This is a genomic window from Armatimonas sp. (assembly GCF_043757465.1).
GTDB lineage: Bacteria > Armatimonadota > Armatimonadia > Armatimonadales > Armatimonadaceae > Armatimonas.
This window is the reverse complement of the sequence record NZ_JAYVPL010000123.1, coordinates 1-15,778: the sequence shown is the minus strand read 5'-3', so window position 1 is coordinate 15,778 and position 15,778 is coordinate 1. Positions and strand designations below refer to the sequence as shown.

General features: G+C 60.2%; 16 protein-coding genes and 1 pseudogene. 12 read left to right on the top strand and 5 right to left on the bottom strand.

The features are described from left to right. Window position 1 precedes the first annotated feature (1 nt). The 5 genes and pseudogenes from ACH2ED_RS16635 to purF all read right to left on the bottom strand — a co-directional run bounded on the left by ACH2ED_RS16635 (window position 2) and on the right by purF (window position 5,194). Window positions 2–1,699 carry a YncE family protein gene (locus ACH2ED_RS16635; protein WP_395093600.1) on the bottom strand — a complete coding sequence of 566 codons (1,698 nt, stop codon included), beginning with the start codon at window positions 1,697–1,699 and terminating at the stop codon, window positions 2–4. Window positions 1,700–1,814: 115 nt separating this feature from the next. Then, window positions 1,815–1,937: pseudogene (locus ACH2ED_RS16630) on the bottom strand (transposase); the annotation flags it as partial. 55 nt (window positions 1,938–1,992) lie between these two features. Next, window positions 1,993–2,709, bottom strand: a complete 717-nt coding sequence (locus ACH2ED_RS16625) for an MBL fold metallo-hydrolase (RefSeq protein WP_395093527.1) — start codon at window positions 2,707–2,709, stop codon at window positions 1,993–1,995. A 10-nt stretch (window positions 2,710–2,719) separates the two neighbouring features. Beyond that, window positions 2,720–3,691, bottom strand: coding sequence for an ankyrin repeat domain-containing protein (locus ACH2ED_RS16620; RefSeq protein WP_395093524.1), 972 nt, complete (start codon window positions 3,689–3,691; stop codon window positions 2,720–2,722). A 63-nt stretch (window positions 3,692–3,754) separates the two neighbouring features. Beyond that, window positions 3,755–5,194, bottom strand: coding sequence for an amidophosphoribosyltransferase (gene purF, locus ACH2ED_RS16615; RefSeq protein ID WP_395093521.1), 1,440 nt, complete (start codon window positions 5,192–5,194; stop codon window positions 3,755–3,757). Window positions 5,195–5,494: 300 nt separating this feature from the next. Here purF and ACH2ED_RS16610 point away from each other — a divergent pair, with 300 nt between their 5' ends. From ACH2ED_RS16610 to ACH2ED_RS16555, 12 genes are all read left to right on the top strand, one after another. Next, window positions 5,495–5,938: an acetyl-CoA carboxylase biotin carboxyl carrier protein gene (locus ACH2ED_RS16610; protein WP_395093518.1), complete on the top strand. Its 444-nt coding sequence runs from the start codon at window positions 5,495–5,497 to the stop codon at window positions 5,936–5,938. 3 nt (window positions 5,939–5,941) lie between these two features. After that, complete coding sequence (locus ACH2ED_RS16605; RefSeq protein ID WP_395093516.1) at window positions 5,942–7,228, top strand: homoserine dehydrogenase; 1,287 nt, start codon at window positions 5,942–5,944, stop codon at window positions 7,226–7,228. 3 nt (window positions 7,229–7,231) lie between these two features. After that, window positions 7,232–7,408, top strand: coding sequence for a DUF6883 domain-containing protein (locus tag ACH2ED_RS16600; protein WP_395093513.1), 177 nt, complete (start codon window positions 7,232–7,234; stop codon window positions 7,406–7,408). Next, window positions 7,405–7,641, top strand: a complete 237-nt coding sequence (locus ACH2ED_RS16595) for a DUF4926 domain-containing protein (protein WP_395093511.1) — start codon at window positions 7,405–7,407, stop codon at window positions 7,639–7,641. Before ACH2ED_RS16600 ends, ACH2ED_RS16595 begins: the two co-directional genes overlap by 4 nt. A gap of 32 nt (window positions 7,642–7,673) precedes the next feature. Next, a complete protein-coding gene (thrC, locus tag ACH2ED_RS16590) occupies window positions 7,674–8,744 on the top strand; it encodes a threonine synthase (RefSeq protein WP_395093509.1) in 1,071 nt (356 codons plus the stop codon). 1 nt (window position 8,745) lies between these two features. After that, on the top strand, window positions 8,746–9,207 hold the full coding sequence (locus ACH2ED_RS16585; protein ID WP_395093506.1) for a DUF3565 domain-containing protein: 462 nt from the start codon (window positions 8,746–8,748) through the stop codon (window positions 9,205–9,207). Window positions 9,208–9,229: 22 nt separating this feature from the next. Beyond that, on the top strand, window positions 9,230–10,099 hold the full coding sequence (locus tag ACH2ED_RS16580) for a hypothetical protein (RefSeq protein WP_395093503.1): 870 nt from the start codon (window positions 9,230–9,232) through the stop codon (window positions 10,097–10,099). Next, window positions 10,096–11,103, top strand: a complete 1,008-nt coding sequence (locus ACH2ED_RS16575; RefSeq protein ID WP_395093500.1) for an alpha/beta hydrolase — start codon at window positions 10,096–10,098, stop codon at window positions 11,101–11,103. The genes ACH2ED_RS16580 and ACH2ED_RS16575 overlap by 4 nt, the downstream gene beginning before the upstream one ends. A gap of 71 nt (window positions 11,104–11,174) precedes the next feature. Continuing rightward, window positions 11,175–12,947, top strand: coding sequence for a Fe-S protein assembly chaperone HscA (gene hscA, locus ACH2ED_RS16570; protein WP_395093498.1), 1,773 nt, complete (start codon window positions 11,175–11,177; stop codon window positions 12,945–12,947). Window positions 12,948–12,983: 36 nt separating this feature from the next. Next, window positions 12,984–13,682 carry a hypothetical protein gene (locus ACH2ED_RS16565; RefSeq protein ID WP_395093495.1) on the top strand — a complete coding sequence of 233 codons (699 nt, stop codon included), beginning with the start codon at window positions 12,984–12,986 and terminating at the stop codon, window positions 13,680–13,682. Continuing rightward, window positions 13,679–14,149 (top strand): DinB family protein, encoded by a 471-nt coding sequence (locus ACH2ED_RS16560; protein ID WP_395093492.1) that lies wholly within the window; start codon window positions 13,679–13,681, stop codon window positions 14,147–14,149. Before ACH2ED_RS16565 ends, ACH2ED_RS16560 begins: the two co-directional genes overlap by 4 nt. Continuing rightward, a complete protein-coding gene (locus ACH2ED_RS16555) occupies window positions 14,146–15,684 on the top strand; it encodes an NFACT family protein (protein WP_395093490.1) in 1,539 nt (512 codons plus the stop codon). The genes ACH2ED_RS16560 and ACH2ED_RS16555 overlap by 4 nt, the downstream gene beginning before the upstream one ends. Window positions 15,685–15,778: the final 94 nt, after the last annotated feature.

Genomic DNA, 15,778 nt, shown 5'->3' with positions numbered 1-15,778 from the left:
CCTACAAGCCGGGCAGGTTGTCGTAGAGAGAGAGCTGCTCCGACACGAGAAGCGCCACTCCCCGTGCGCCCCAGCTTGCCGCCTTCTGGGTATCATAGTAGTAGGTATAGGTGGTCGTGGTGAAGTTCTGGAAAACAGGCAGGTACTCGGGCAGCTCCAGACGTCCCTGCTCCGTAAAGTGCTGTGGCTCGACCAGACGTAGCCGCTGCCGCGAGGAGCTCAGGCCTTCCAGAACCCAGTAAGAACCGTTTGCGGCAACGCCAAGAGACCGGTTCCCCTCGAAACTCGCCCCCAGGCTACTTAAGAGTGTGCCCGTCGTGGCCTCGCAGACCCGTGCCGACGAATCTATCAGCTGTCCCTGGTGGAAGGTGCCTGAAGGGGCGCGGGAGACCGTCCCCGCCATAAACCCGTCGGGGCCGATTCCCACCCTCCAGCCGACGCCACCGCCGCTGATGTAGGCCACCGTTCCCTCGTCGTTGCTGCTCACCTCGGTGAGAACCAGCTCCGTCTCCAGCGTCCCCAGCACCCTGCGCAGCGACACGGGACGGCGCACCGAGCCGTCGTAGACCCAGATATCGCGCTGCTGGCTATCACCGGAGTGCCAGGCGACCAGGAGCGAGCGAGCGGGGCCGGGTAGCATCCAGAAAATGCCACGCTCCTCGGGGTAGATCCGCTGCGGTAGCTCGATCCTCGCCTCGACCACGCCCGTCTCCAGAGCGATTCTCTGGATTGTGTTCGTCCCTTTGACATAGCCGTAGAGCGAACGGCCATCGGGGGCGAGCTTCAGGTTACTCAGTCCCCCCCCGGGAACGATAATCGGTGTGCCCAGAGCACGCGTTGCCGGATCCAGAGTTTGGAGCGTGTTCGTGCCTCCCGAGACATCCACGATCCAGAGCTTCTGTCGCCCCGCATCCCAGACCATGTCCGCAATCCCACTGCCCATCCAGAGCCCCGGAGATACGGCAGGAAAGCGGGTGACGCGTACGGGTATTGGTGGGCTGACTTTGTCGTCAATTCGCACCCGCACCTGTGCCGTTCCCTCCGCAAGTCCTCGAAAATACCCCACCCCGAGGGTTAGATCAGAGGCTAGAACCGTATCCTTCCCCTCAACAATCTCCAGGGAGGCAGCACTGGGCCCCAGCGCGAGGGTGTTGCCCGCGCTGTCTAGCGCCGTGAACTTCAGGTCCGTCCTTCCCGCCAGAGGAACCACTTGATCGGGTAGCAGGCTTACCGAGGCCACCAGTCCGGCAACCGCGATGTCGGGCAAGAGCCCGCCCGGCCCCTGGAGCTCCACCTGCTGTTGTGCAACCGCCACCAGCACGCGACTGCTATCGCCGGGGTAGCCACTGAGGGAGTCGTAGAAGCGCACGCTCAGCTCCACGGGGCCTACCGGTAGCTCGGGCGTGAGCTCGTAGGTGGCGGTGGCCCCCTGGCTACCCGATGACTGAGACAGGGAGTAGCGGGAGACCTCCGCTGTGGCCACCTGGCCGGCTATCACCAGTGAGCGCGCAGTAATCACGGCAACACTTGCGGACTGCGGCCCACTCACAGCGCGGCTGCGGGGAGCCCAGTGGATGGCGAGCCGGGGACGAACACGAGAAATTAAATGGGGATCCGGCAGGGTGCCGCCACCACCGCCACACCCGACGAGAGTGAGCCCGGCACCACTGAGAAGAAGCGTTCGACGCGAGAGAAACATGAGCAATTTTACCGCACTTTAGAGGCCCTGAGCCTTCCGATTTGTTCATAGAGTTCTTCTCTTTGCTTGCTCCTCGCTCGAAGATTTCGGGCAGCGAGTTGACGGCTTCGGTCTTCCACTTGGTGAGGAGTGTCGGGTGTACTTCGTGCTCAGCTGCGACCTGTGTGAGTGGCTTGGTTTCTCTGAGTGTCTGGAGGACGACTTTGGCCTTGAAAGCGAGGCTATGTTGCTTTCTCATGGTGTCTTTTTTGGCTTTCCAGATTTCTTAAAAGAGCCCGTTTGACTGTCCGATTTTATAAGACCATTATACAGCGGCGCTTCCAGTAGGCACGGACAATCCCAGGGGTGTTGTTGACCTCGGAGAGATGAGCGAACCAGACGGTGGCGGGGCCGTGCTCCAGGGTATGGCCCAGCACCAAATCTGTGGCGGCGTTGTTTGAGAGGTGCCCCGTACGTGCGAGGATACGGTTTTTAAGATGCTCAGGGTACGGGCCGAAGCGCAGACGGTGAATGTCGTGGTTGGCCTCAATCACCAGCAGCGACGCGCCACAGCAGGCGGCTCGCACGTCGGGTGTGATAGAGCCCGTGTCGGTGGCGTAGACCAAGCTTGTGCTCCCTACATCCACCCGAAACCCGCACGGCTCGGCAGCGTCATGTGTGGTGAGCAGCGCACGAGTTCCAAACGACCCGAGGCCCGCCTCCTCACCTGGCGAGATAGGCAACACCGGGAAGTCGCGCTTGTCGGAGGCTTGTAGCGCCGCAAGAGTGCCTGGTGTTGCCACAATCGGGACTTTATAACGCACCGCCAGCGGCACCGCCCCCACACTATGATCGCCGTGCTCATGGGTCACGAGAACGCCGCTCAGGTTCTCCAGAGCCACCCCGCGCTCCCCACACCAGCGCTTCAGCGTTCGCACCCCAATCCCGGCATCCACCAGAAGTGCCCCCTGATCAGACGTAATGAGAAGTGAGTTCCCCGACGACCCCGAGGCGAGACAATGAACGGTCATATTGGTTTGATCACTTGGAGAAGATCTTGCCAATGTTAGGCCGCCCCTTAAGAGCGATCTCTTGGACAGTACGCCCCTGTCGATCCTGACTCAGTGGGTCGGCACCATGGGCCAATAGTAGGCAAGCAACCCCTTCCTGTCCGCAGTTCACTGCGCGGCGTAAGGGTGTCTCTCCCTTGGTATCCCTTGCTTCTATGTCCGCACCCGCTGTTATCAAGACCTTGGCAATCGCCACCGTTCCTCGTCGGGCAGCCATGTGAAGAGGTGTCATGGATCCCACACCACAGCGACCGTTCACCTCAGCACCGTGCTGCAGGAGAAGCTCCACCACGGCGCACCCCTCATCGTCACGACCATGCACATGCGCATTGGCGGCGCGGTAGAGAGCATCAGGCATAGACCCAAGAGCGCCGTACTCCAGGAGGAGCCGCACACGAGGCAGATCCCACCTCCCCGCAGCGTCACGCAGGAGCGTCCGTCCCTCATAGATAGCGGTGGCAAGGCTGCGAGTCTTGTCCAGAGCAGCCCGTAGAGGCTCCAGCGGCATCTGGTAGAAAGAGATAAATGGGTCGGAGAGCGTGGGAGCGGTCTGGGTAAAGTAGTCGCGGAGTGGTTGCTGCAGAGTATCAGCCACGCCTAAGTCCTCTAGTGCCGCGAACATATGGTGCAGCCAGCGCTCAACCTCAGGTGGCCCAATGGGAAACGGGGCATGACGACAGAGCAGACGCGGCTTCCCACGCTTGGCCGAATAATCCGCCGGACCACCCAGTGTCTCGGCTAGAAAGAGTGCGAAGTGCTCCGTGAGCACACTAAGATTCTTCGGAAACATTGCACGCAACACCAGATCGTCGGCGACTAGGTCGTGAAATCGTTCGGAGAGCCGACGGCATGCGTGCATCCCACCGATCTCTTCGTAGAGAGTAGCCAGAGTACGGCCAGAAGGCGGCTCTGATAGCCGATATTGTTGTTTGTTGGTTTTCAATTTCTTTTCCAGTCTATCTTGCTTGAACTCAGAGGCGGTCAGGCAAACCGGAAAGGACAGCACTTAGCTCACAGGAGGCTCAAACGCTAGCTTCTCCATCCTCAAGCTATCGGGAACGGGGATCGGGTAGTTGCCGGTGAAGCAGGCGAGGCAGAAGTTATCCACGGGAACAGACATCGCTCGGGCAAGCCCCGCCTCGGCAAGATAGCCCAGGCTCGTCGCCCCGATCTTCTGGCGGATCGCCTCAACAGACTGGCTCGCCGCGATCAACTGATCCTGAGTCGCCATGTCAATACCGTAGAAACAGGGCCACTTCACCGGCGGCGCAGAGATGCGCACGTGCACTTCCCGCGCTCCCGCCTCCAGAAGTAAGCGCACGACTTTGCCCGTTGTCGTGCCACGTACAATCGTGTCGTCCACCATAACAACACTCTTGCCCTGAAGCGCTTCACGGATCGGGGTGAGTTTCATGCGCACACCCATCTCGCGCATGCGCTGGTCTGGCTGGATAAACGTCCGCTGAATGTAGCGGTTCTTAATCAGCCCCTCGCCAAAGGGAATCCCACTCGCCTCCGCAAAACCCAGCGCCGCAGGGGTGCCTGAGTCCGGGACCCCAATCACTAGGTCGGCCCCCGGTGCTGGATGCTCGCGAGAGAGCTCACCGCCCATCCGTCTGCGTGCGGCATGCAGGCTCTGACCGTACATGACGGAGTCAGGACGCGCAAAATAGATCGCCTCCAGCATGCACAACGCCTGCCGCTTCATTGCGACCCCCGGCTCGACACGCCAGCCCTTCTCATTAACAACCACAATCTCACCCGGCATGATCTCTCGGATCAGAGTGGCCCCCACCGTATTGAGTGCACAGGTCTCGCTCGCCAGCACAAACCCGCCCGCATCGAGCCGCCCCAGACACAGAGGCCGAACACCGTACGGATCGCGAACCCCGATCAGCTCGTTGGGTGTGAGAATCGCCAGGGAGTACGCCCCTTCCGCTTTCTGCATCGCGAGGCGCACCGCCTCCACGGCACTCTCCCCCAGGTTTTCAGCAATCAGCAGCGCCAGAGCCTCCGAATCGTTGGTGGACTCCAGCTTGTAGCCCCGTGCAATTAGCTCCGCCCGAAGAACATCGGTGTTGATTAAGTTGCCATTGTGGGCGACGGCAACTTCCTTAGTGCCGTGCAGACACGCCGATATTGGCTGGGCATTTCGCAACACCGACGACCCGGTGGTGGAGTAGCGTGTATGCCCAATAGCACTGTGGCCAGTCAGACGACTCAAGATCTCCTCATCGAAAACCTGTGTCACCAAGCCCATATCTTTATGAAGAGCGATGCGCTTTCCATCACTCACCGCAATCCCCGCCGACTCCTGCCCCCGGTGCTGAAGCGCAAAGAGCCCGAAGAACGCCATGCGCGCCACATCTTCTCCGGGAGCCCAGACCCCAAAAACACCACACTCCTCGTGGGGCGTATCGTCGTCAAAAAATGGCTGTTGTCTCACAGGCTATTGTACCCCACGAGGGTCATGCCCTTATCAATGATACTGCGGGCGAATTCGTGCGGTGCCTCCTTGGGGTGCCTGAAACCAGTGTCGGGCAGTACTTTTAGCACTTAGAGTCTCTCTTTTGGATACCCAAAACTACCTCGACAATCCTCAGTTTCAATTCTCCAGCAGTATCACTTACTGGTCGGAACCGCCTTAAACTACTTCCGTGTGTTTTCTTGGCTGGTGGGTGAACCGATGTCTTTGACGCGGCAGTATCAAAAAATGGACTTGACACCCCTCATGATAAAATGCCGCGTGTCTAATTTTCCGATTGCCCCTGAAGACCTACAGCGCCTGGCCAAGCTGGTCGAGAAGCATGATCTAGCGGAGCTTCGCTACGAAGACGGTTCCCTCCGGGTGACCCTGCGTACAACAGCCCCTCCTGCCTCGACGACTCCCATACCTTTGGCTACCACGCTGGCTCCGCCCGTCGAGGCTGCCGCTGCTTCGGTCGCGCCCTCTGGGATCCCCATCGAGGCCCCTATCATGGGGGTTTTCTACCGATCTCCAGCTCCGGGCTCCCCGCCGTTTGTGGAGATCGGCGACTCGGTGGAGAAGAACCAGCCCATCGGAATGATCGAGGCAATGAAGGTATTCTCGGAAGTTCTCGCGGATCATGCGGGCAAGGTCGTGGCGCTTCCCGCCGAGAACGGCAGGCTTGTCCACCCCGGCGATACTCTGATACTTCTAGAAAGCTAAGCGATGCGTCAGATCAAGATCGGAATTTTAGGTCTGGGCGTGGTCGGCTCGGGCACGGTGCGCATTCTCCAGGAAAATGCGGAGGCGATCTCCCAGCGCGTCGGGGCAGAGCTGGTGATTAAAAAAATCGCCGTGCGCACCCTAGACAAAAAGCGCGATGTTGACGTTGACCCGGCGCTTCTCACCGACAACTCCTTTGAGGTGATCGACGACCCGGAGATTGATATTCTCGCGGAGCTAGTGGGCGGCGTGGATCCGTGCCATGGCTTTCTGCACCGCGCGATTCAGAACGGCAAGAATATTGTCACGGCCAACAAGGAGCTGATGGCCAAGTCGGGTCATGATCTTTTGGATGCAGCGATGGCGGCTCAGAAAGACTTCTTCCTCGAAGGCTCGGTGGCGGGCGGCATTCCGATTATCGCGGCGCTCAAAGAGAGCCTAGCGGGCAACAATATCCGCGAGGTGATGGGCATTGTCAATGGCACCACCAACTATATTCTCACGCGAATGACGGAAGAAGGCGCGGACTTCACCCCCACTCTAGCCGATGCCCAGCGCCTAGGCTACGCCGAAGCCGACCCGACGAGCGATGTGGACGGCCACGATGCCGCTTACAAGCTGGCGATTCTCTCGTCGCTTGCCTTTAACTCCACAGTGAACGAGGACAAAGTGGCACGGCAGGGCATTCGCCATATCCAGGCCCGCGATATCGCCGTCGCGCGGGATCTCGGCTACAAGATCAAGCTGATTGCTTCCGCGCAGTGTCACCCCGATGGCAGAATGCAGGCCCGGGTGCATCCGGCGCTTCTGCCCAATAAGCACCCCCTTGCCAGTGTGAACGATGTCTTCAACGCGGTTCTTGTGCGCGGCGATGCCGTGGGTGATGTGATGTTCTATGGGCGCGGTGCGGGCAGCATGCCTACAGGTAGCGCTGTGGTCGGGGATCTGATTGCTTGTGCACGTAATATTCTCTCGAACGCCACAGGCCGCGTCGGTTGTACGTGCCATCTGACGCGCCCGATGCTCCCCAGCGAGCAAGTGCAGAGCAAGTTCTATGTGCGCCTGCACGCGCTAGATAAACCCAAAGTGCTCGCGAGCATCGCCAATGTCTACGGGGATTTTGATGTCAGCATTGAGTCCGTCGTCCAGCGCGCCCTTCCCAGCGACGAAGCCGAGATTGTCTGGGTGACCCATAAAAGCCGCGAGCACCATCTGCTCGGAGCGCTCGATGTCATCAGCCGCCTGCCCGCCGTCAGCAAAGTCTACAACTGGATTCGCGTCGAGGAGTAGGCAGTGAAAAACGATATAACCAAGGAGGAGGCGACTCCCTTCGGTCAGCGCTTTGTTGTCGAAGGCAAGTTCCTCGCTGTGGACGGACGCACCCCTAATGTGCGAACCGTTTGGTTTCTGGATGAGGGAGAGACTTGCCCTCGTTTCGTGACAGCGTATCCTCTGGAGGCAGAGAAATGATTCAGGAATTAGACCAGGTTGTATTGATGACTGACTTGATGGACGATGGACTTCAGAGTGGCGATATTGGCACCGTCGTTCTTGTGCATCGAGGCGGCAAGGGCTACGAAGTTGAGTTTATTTCCCTCAGCGGCGAGACCATTGCCGTGGTCAGCGTCTTCGCCAACCAGGTTCGCCCGACCGGTAAGTTTGAAATTGCCCACGCCCGCCCGATCACTGCCGTCGCGGCCTAATTGCCCGCCGATTTCAATCGGCGGTGAAAAATATGAACCACGGACTTATCTCTACCTGGCGGGAGTTTCTGCCCGACATCACCGACGCGACTCCGATTATCTCGCTGAGTGAGGGCGACACGCCGCTTATCGAGGCCAAGCGCCTGCCGACGGCGTTTTTGGGTGCGCCGAACCTGCGCGTCTTTCTGAAGTTTGAGGGGCTGAACCCGACGGGCTCGTTTAAAGACCGTGGGATGACGATGGCGGTCTCCAAAGCGGTGGAGCGAAAGCGCGAAAGCGTGATCTGCGCCTCGACGGGCAATACCAGTGCGGCGGCGGCGGCGTATGCAGCGCGGGCGGGAATCCATTGCGTGGTGCTCTTGCCCAAGGGCGAGGTGGCGCTGGGAAAATTAGCGCAAGCACTGATTCATGGGGCGAGAGTGCTCGCCATTGACGGTAACTTCGACGATGCGCTGAGATTAGTCCGGGAGATCGCCGACGACGAGAGCCATGGCATCGAACTGGTGAACTCCGTGAATCCGGTGCGTATCGAGGGCCAGAAGACGGCGGCCTTTGAAATTATCCGTGACCTAGGCGATGCGCCGGACTTCCACGCGCTTCCGGTGGGCAATGCGGGCAATATCACGGCCTACTGGCGCGGCTTTAGCGAGTTTGCCGCGCGGGGAAAGGCCACGAAACGCCCGAGGATGCTGGGCTTTCAGGCGGCGGGAGCCGCGCCACTGGTGCTAGGGCATCCCGTGGACGAGCCTCACACGATAGCAACCGCGATTCGCATCGGCAAGCCCGCAAGCTGGGAGGGGGCGATTGCCGCGCGGGACGAGTCCGGGGGACTGATCGAGAGCGTCACCGACGAGGAAATTCTGATGGCCTACACTGCTGTGGCCTCACTCGAAGGAGTCTTTGCTGAGCCCGCGTGCGCCGCACCGTTGGCGGGGCTTAAGAAACTCGCCGCACGGGGCTACTTTGGTGATGTCCCGGCCACGGTAACAGTAACGCTTACGGGGCATGGCCTCAAAGACCCAGATCGCGCTGTGAAAACCGTCGGGGTAGTGATTCAGGAAGTCGCGCCAAGCCGAGACGCGATTCTGAAAGCACTCGCCTAATATGAAACGACCAATAATCTCGTTTGCACAAGATACCGTGGGCGACTGGTTGGCACAGCTCTCCTGTGGCCATACGCAGCATGTCCGCCACCAGCCCCCTTTTCAGAGCCGCCTCTGGGCCACGACTGAGGAAGGCCGCCAGAGTAAGCTTGGTCAGACTCTCGACTGCCCGTACTGCGAGCGCCTGGAGCTCCCCGAGCACTTTGTCCCCTTCCACCAGACCCCCGAGTTCACGGAGTCCACCGGGCCCGCAGGCTTGCAGAAAGACCACACCACCAAGCCCGGTGTCTGGGCAAAGATTTGGGTCACGGAAGGGGCGCTACGCTACCACCTAGACGGCCTGAACCAGAGGTTCGACCTGGCCCCAGGCACAGTCGGAGTCGTCGTTCCCGAGGTGCTTCACCATGTTGAGCCACTTGGCCAGGTGCGCTTTTCCGTAGAGTTCTACAAAGCCCCAGAATGAGCAGCTTGTGTTAAAATGCCGTATGCGACAAGAACCAATCACGCACGCCTTTTTTGCTGCAGGTGGTGCGACCTATATCCGCTCTGGCAGCGGGCAGATTCTCTGGGAGTTCCCCCACGCGACCCGCGATGGCTGGGTGCTCCCCAACGGCAACGTCATCCTAGCCTTAAACAAGAGTGCCAAGTACCCCGGTGGTGGGATCGCGGAGGTAGATAAAAAAGGCACGGTACTCTTTGACTGGAAAGGCACCCAGTCCGAAGTCAACACCGTCCAAGACATCGGCAAGGGGCGCTTGCTCTGCACGGAGGCTGGCAACAAGCCGCGTATCTTGGAGATCGATAAAAAGTCTGGGGAGATCAAACTGGAGGTGCCGATCCAGGCCCAGACCAAGGATCACCACCTCCAGACCCGCATGACCCGCAAGCTGAAAAACGGTAACTACCTGGTGCCTCAGCTTCTGGATAAGATGGTGCGCGAGTATACCCCCAAGGGCGAGATTGTCTGGGAGGCCAAGACCCCCAACTGGGAGAACCCTGCCTTCCAGAGCTGGGCCTTCACGGCCATTCGCCTTGACAATGGCAACACGCTCACAGGCTGCACGATAGCAAACCTGACGGTCGAGTTCGACAAAACAGGGAAAGTGATCTGGTCTGTCACCAACGATGATTTGGAAGGCCGCCCCTTCAACGACTGCTGCGGTGTTCAGCGCCTGCCCAACGGCAATACGGTTGTCACCGCGCACCACGCGCAGGGCAATGAGGTCAAGCTGGTGGAGATGACCCCAGAGAAGAAAGTGGTTTGGACGCACCGCGACACGAGCAAGCCTGGCATCCATCACTTCCAGATTCTAGATACCAACGGTAAGCCGATTAAGGGCCGCCCACTCAAATGAACAACGCACTAATCGGAAGCCTACTCGCACTGGGCCTGCTGGGTCAGCAGGTCGCAGCGCCCTCCGTCATTGACATCACCAAGTTCAAGCCCTACGCCTCCAAGCTGGGTGAGGGCAACTATGTCATCGCACCGATGTACACCAACGCCCCTGAGCTGACGGCGCAGGACGGCGTGCCCAAGGGGACGGTCTCCTCGTTCACGATCAAGTCCACGGACAGCCCGCTCTTTCCGGGAATCGCGAAAAACCAGACAGGGACGGTGCCCTACGAGCGGCGCTGCTGGGTCTACGTGCCCGCGCGGTACGTGCCCGGAAAGCCCGCGCCGCTCTTAGTGACCCACGATGCGATGGGGCGGGGGGAGCTGCCCACGATTCTGGACAACCTGATCGCGGCCAAGCGCGTCCCGGCGATGGTGGTGGTTTTCATCAGCTCGGGGGGCGGCGATGCGCAGGGCAGCGAGCGCGGCCTGGAGTACGACACGGTCTCGGGGAAGTACGCCGAGTACATCGAGACGGTTATTCTCCCCAAAGTGACGAAAGACTACAACGTGACGTTTAGCAAGGACCCCGATGCCCGCGCGACGATGGGCTGTAGCTCGGGAGCTGCGGCGGCGTTCTCGATGGCCTGGTTCCACCCGGAGTGGTACCACCGGGTGATTAGCTACTCGGGCACGTATGTGAATCAACAGTCGCCGCTGAACCCCGAGTCGCCGCGTGGTGCCTGGGAGTACCACGCGAGCCTCGTGCCCAAAGAGAAGCGCAAGCCGCTGCGGATCTGGATGCATGTCAGTGAGAATGACAACCGCTCCAAAGATGAAGAGGCAACGTTGCACAACTGGGTGATGGCCAACGACCGCATGGCAAAGGCTTTCAAGGACAAGAAATACCCCTACCAGTTCGTCTTCTCCAAAGAGTCCGGCCACTGCGACGGTCGCGTTCAGCGCCAGACCCTCGCCCAGGCGCTGGAGTTTGCCTGGAAGGACTACAAGGACCGGGGCAAGTAAGCGGTAGACCCTGTGGGCGGAGAAGATGACAACGGGAACCATTTCTCCGCCAGCGGGTACACTCTCCCGGAATGGCTACAATTCTTGGCATTGACTTAGGCACGACCAACTCCCTGGTTGCCGTGGTAACGGCGGGTGTCCCGCAGGTTCTGGGGGGGCTGCTTCCCTCCGTGGTGTACTTCCCCGAGGACGGCACCACGCCGCTTGTGGGCACGGAAGCGCTGGCGTATCTGACGTCGCACCCACCCCGCACGATCTACTCCGCCAAGCGGCTGATGGGCAAGGGTCAAGGAGATGCCCAGACGCTCCGCGGGAGCCTTCCCTACTTGCTCACTCCAGACTGCCAGATAGCGCTGGGCGAGCGGCTGGTCAGTGCCCCCGAAGTCGGGGCGTGGGTACTGCGGGCGCTGAAGCAAACCGCCGAGAAAGCGCTGGGCGAGCCGGTGACCAAAGCGGTGATCACGGTTCCGGCCTACTTCAACGACTCCCAGCGCCAGGCTACCAAAGACGCGGGCGAGCTGGCGGGACTGGATGTCGTTCGTATCGTGAATGAGCCCACGGCGGCCAGCCTGGCCTACGGGCTGCAGAACACGAAAACAGCCGCCATTGCCGTTTTTGATCTGGGCGGCGGAACGTTCGACATTTCGATTCTGCGCCTGGAAGATGGCCTCTTTGAAGTACTCGCCACCGGCGGCGATACCCGGCTCGGTGGCGACGACTTCGACGATGCTCTCGTGGCCTGGCTCCGGGCACGCGCCGTGCTCCCGCATACTGAACCCGCCACTATTCGCCTTGCCGCAGAGAAGGCCAAGCGCGAGCTGAGCGAGAAAACGGTCACCGAGCTCTTCGGGATTGCACTCACGCGCGAGGACTTTGAGGAGGCCATCGCCCCGCTGATAGAGCGTACTCTCGCCGCTTGCCGCCAGTGCCTCACCGATTCCGGCCTCCAGACCAGCGAGATCGCCGAAGTGGTGTTGGTAGGCGGCTCGACGCGTGTCCCCGCCGTGCGCACTGCCGTCGGGAAGCTCTTTGGCCGTGCGCCACACACGCATCTGAACCCGGATGAAGTAGTCGCACTCGGAGCCGCGCTTCAGGCTGATATTCTCTCGGGCAACCGCGACGACTTACTCTTGCTCGATGTGACGCCGCTCTCACTCGGGATCGAGACGATGGGCGGTGCGGTCGAAAAACTCATCTTTCGTAACTCAAAAATCCCTAGCACCGCCAAAGAGGAGTTCACGACAAGTGTGGACGGTCAGACCAAAGTCCTGCTTCATGTGGTTCAAGGCGAGCGCGAGCTGGCCGCCGACAACCGCTCGCTCGCCCGCATCGAGCTGACGGGAATTCCCACGCTGCCTGCCGGGGTTCCTAAGATAGAAGTTCGTTTTCTGCTCGACGCCAACGGGATTCTGCAAGTGAGCGCGAAAGAGCTGCGCTCGGGCGTGGCTACCGAGGTCCGCATCAAGCCCACCTACGGTCTCGATCAATCGCAGATCAAACAGCGCGTCCGCGACTCGTTTATCCACGCTGATGAAGACTTCGCCGCCCGGATGCTCGCCGACATGCGTGTCGAGGCACAAGCCGCGATTCTTGGGGCACAAAAACTCCTGCTCAGCTACGACGACGACGACAAGCCCGCCATCGAGACGGCCCTGGCTGAGCTGACCACCGCCAAAGAAAGCGCCACCGATCACAACCTCATCCGCGAGAAAATCGAAGCCCTCGACAAGATCGGCGAGAACCTCGCCGCCAGCGCCATGAGCGGGGTCGCCAACAGCCTCATCGCCGGAAAAACCCTCACCGAAGCGAGTGCGTATCTCGACGAGCGCAAGAAAGCCCCCTAACCCCCGCCCAGCGGGGGGACAACAAGGAACTTGCTCATGCCTATCTTCTTCGGTGAAAACTTAGAGTCCCCACTGACTGATGCCGCGAAGAGCTTTCTTGCGGATGAGATTGGTGCACTTGAACCCGTATTCTGGAAGATCAAGCCAACTCTTGAGGAATCCCGAAAACTCAACGATTCCGACCGACTCTACGTCTGGCTCTTTTGTGTGTCTTTTCTCTGGCACGCTGAACATGGCAACGGTACCGGAGAAGCCCAGACTCTCTTAGCGCGAGTGCTTGGAGAGATTCCTCTGCTCCCACAGGCCGAACGCCCTGCTCTCTACAACCACTGTGCGGCAATCTTTGATTGGGATTTGGAAGACTACGAAGCCACGCTTGCGCTACTTGAACGAGACGACAATATTCCGGACTACTCCTGTGTGGAGTCTCATATCCATTGGCAGATAGCCCGGAGCTGCCTGTATCGTGAAGACTACGAGCGGATGCTCACTCTGATGCAGAAGTGCTGCGACGAAGAGGCCTACGAGGAAATGGTAGAACTTCTGGTCTGTCGCCGGGCAATCGAACCCGCAATCCGGCTCGCGGCACAGTTTGAGATGAAGTGGTTTGATCGTCACATGTTGCCGTGGGATCGCTTGCTGACCACGCTCGATGAAACGGGGCAACGTGATCGGATACCGGCAGCGGCGGAGACACTACGAGCGCTAGGCATTGAGGTAAACTGGCGCGGATGATAGAACTATCTACCCTCTTTGCCTACGCCACAAGGTGCCGTGCAGAAATCTGGGCGCTGCTTCTCGCCAACCCGGAGCTCCTACACAAGACGTTTCCCACGACATCGCGCTATAACACCATCGCCAAGCTCCTCGCCCATAGCACCGCCGCCGAGGAGCGCTGGCACGCACGACTTGACGGCCAGCCCTCTCCACCATCCTACGAAGAGCGTGCCCCCGACGACCTAGAGAGCCTCCTCACCGATGCCGAGACGCTCCGCACGGAGACGCTGACCCGGCTCGCCACCGACGAGCTGGCGCGATCCATCATGCTAGAGGTGCAGGGCAAGCGCCTCAACCTCACCGCCCGCGATATCTTCTTTCATGTCTACAACCACGAGCAGTGGCACCGTGCCCAGCTCTACACCGCCCTCCAGAGCTTCGGCATTGATCCCCCCAACCTGGATTATGTCTTGTTAAGATCATGACCATCCCTTTTGATTTTTTCGTCCTCGCTGCCGTCGCGGCGGAGCTGCGGGCGGCGCTGGTCGGGGGGCGGGTGCAGAAAGTCCAGCAGCCGTCGGAGAGTGAGATTATTCTCTCGACGTTCTCCAAGGCGGCGGGCGGGCGGCGCTTGCTGCTCTCCGTTGATCCGCAAGCGGCGCGGGTGCACTTCACGCAGATCAAGCGCGACAACCCGACACAGCCGCCGGGGTTCTGCCAGATCGCACGAAAGTATCTGGAGGGCGCGTGGATCGAAGCGGTGGAGCTGCCCTACCCCGATAGAGTCCTGCACCTGGTCTGCCAAAGCGTGGACGGCGAGCGCGTGACGCTAATCTGCGAGCTAATGGGCCGCAACTCAAACTTAGTACTCGTGAGTGGAACCAGCACCGTGCGCGGCGTCCTGCGGCACGGCGGTGAGCGCGAGATGCACCATGGCGCGGCGTATAAGTCGCCGCCGGGAATCTCTACTGACACACCATTTATCTCCAAGTTCGCCGAGACCGAGGCAGCGCTGATGGCGGAAGGTGAGCTACTACAGCGCACGGTACTCGGGCAGTTCGCACCGCACTCTATTCAGGATGCCGACGGCCACACAATAGGTGTCTGGGCCTTTGAGACCAAGAGTGTGACGGGCTTTCCGCGCGAGAGCATCTCGGTCGCGCTGGACACATTCTGGGCGACCAGGCTCAGCGAAAAAGCCGAAGACAGCGCCGAGGCCGCCGCCCAGAAAGCGCGACTTCAGGCACTCGCAAGAGTCGAAAAACAGCTCGCCGATCTGGAGCGCACTATTGCCGAAGCCGCCAACGCCGACAAGCACGAGGAGTGTGGCAACTTGCTTCTGGCGCATCTCAGCCAAATCACCAAAGGCACGGAGAGCACTGAGGTGGTGGACTTCTACAGCGACGGTCAGACACGTACCATCGCGCTCGATCCCAAGAAATCCCCCCACGAGAACGCAGAAGCTTGGTTCGACCGTGCCCGCAAAGCCCGCGACGCCGCCGAGTACGCCACACGCCGCAAAGTCGAGCTAGAAGCGGAGCGGCAAGTGCTACAGCAAAATGCCCCCCTTCGCAGTGAGGAACGAGCGATTGCCGGAGGGGGTGGCGGCGCTAAAGCCGCCGGGGGAGGTAAAAATGCGGCCAGTAGCAAGAAATTCGACGGCCACAAGATCCGCACCCTTACCCTTGAGGGCGAGTGGACGCTCTACATCGGGGAGAACGCGACGAGCAACGACTACTTGCTGACTCGTGTCGCCGCCCCAAAAGATCTCTGGTTCCATATCCGAGGCGTCGCCGGAGCACATGGCGTGCTCCGCACCAACGCCCATCCGGAGCGCGTCCCAGAGAATATCTTGCGAAAAGCGGCGGGGCTTGTCGCGGCACGCTCGGGCGAGAAACACGCCGGTCTGGTTCCCGTGGACTACACCGAGCGGCGCTACGTCCGAAAGCCACGCGGTGCCAAACCTGGCCAGGCCGTCTACACCATAGCAAAAACCATGGATGTGGAACCGGCGCCCTAGTGCCGCACTTCGTTAGTTTGCATGGATGATTGGATAGAGTCTTTTCAACTTTAGTCGCGCATCTGCAGTGCGAAACTGCCAGTCCACTCGACAA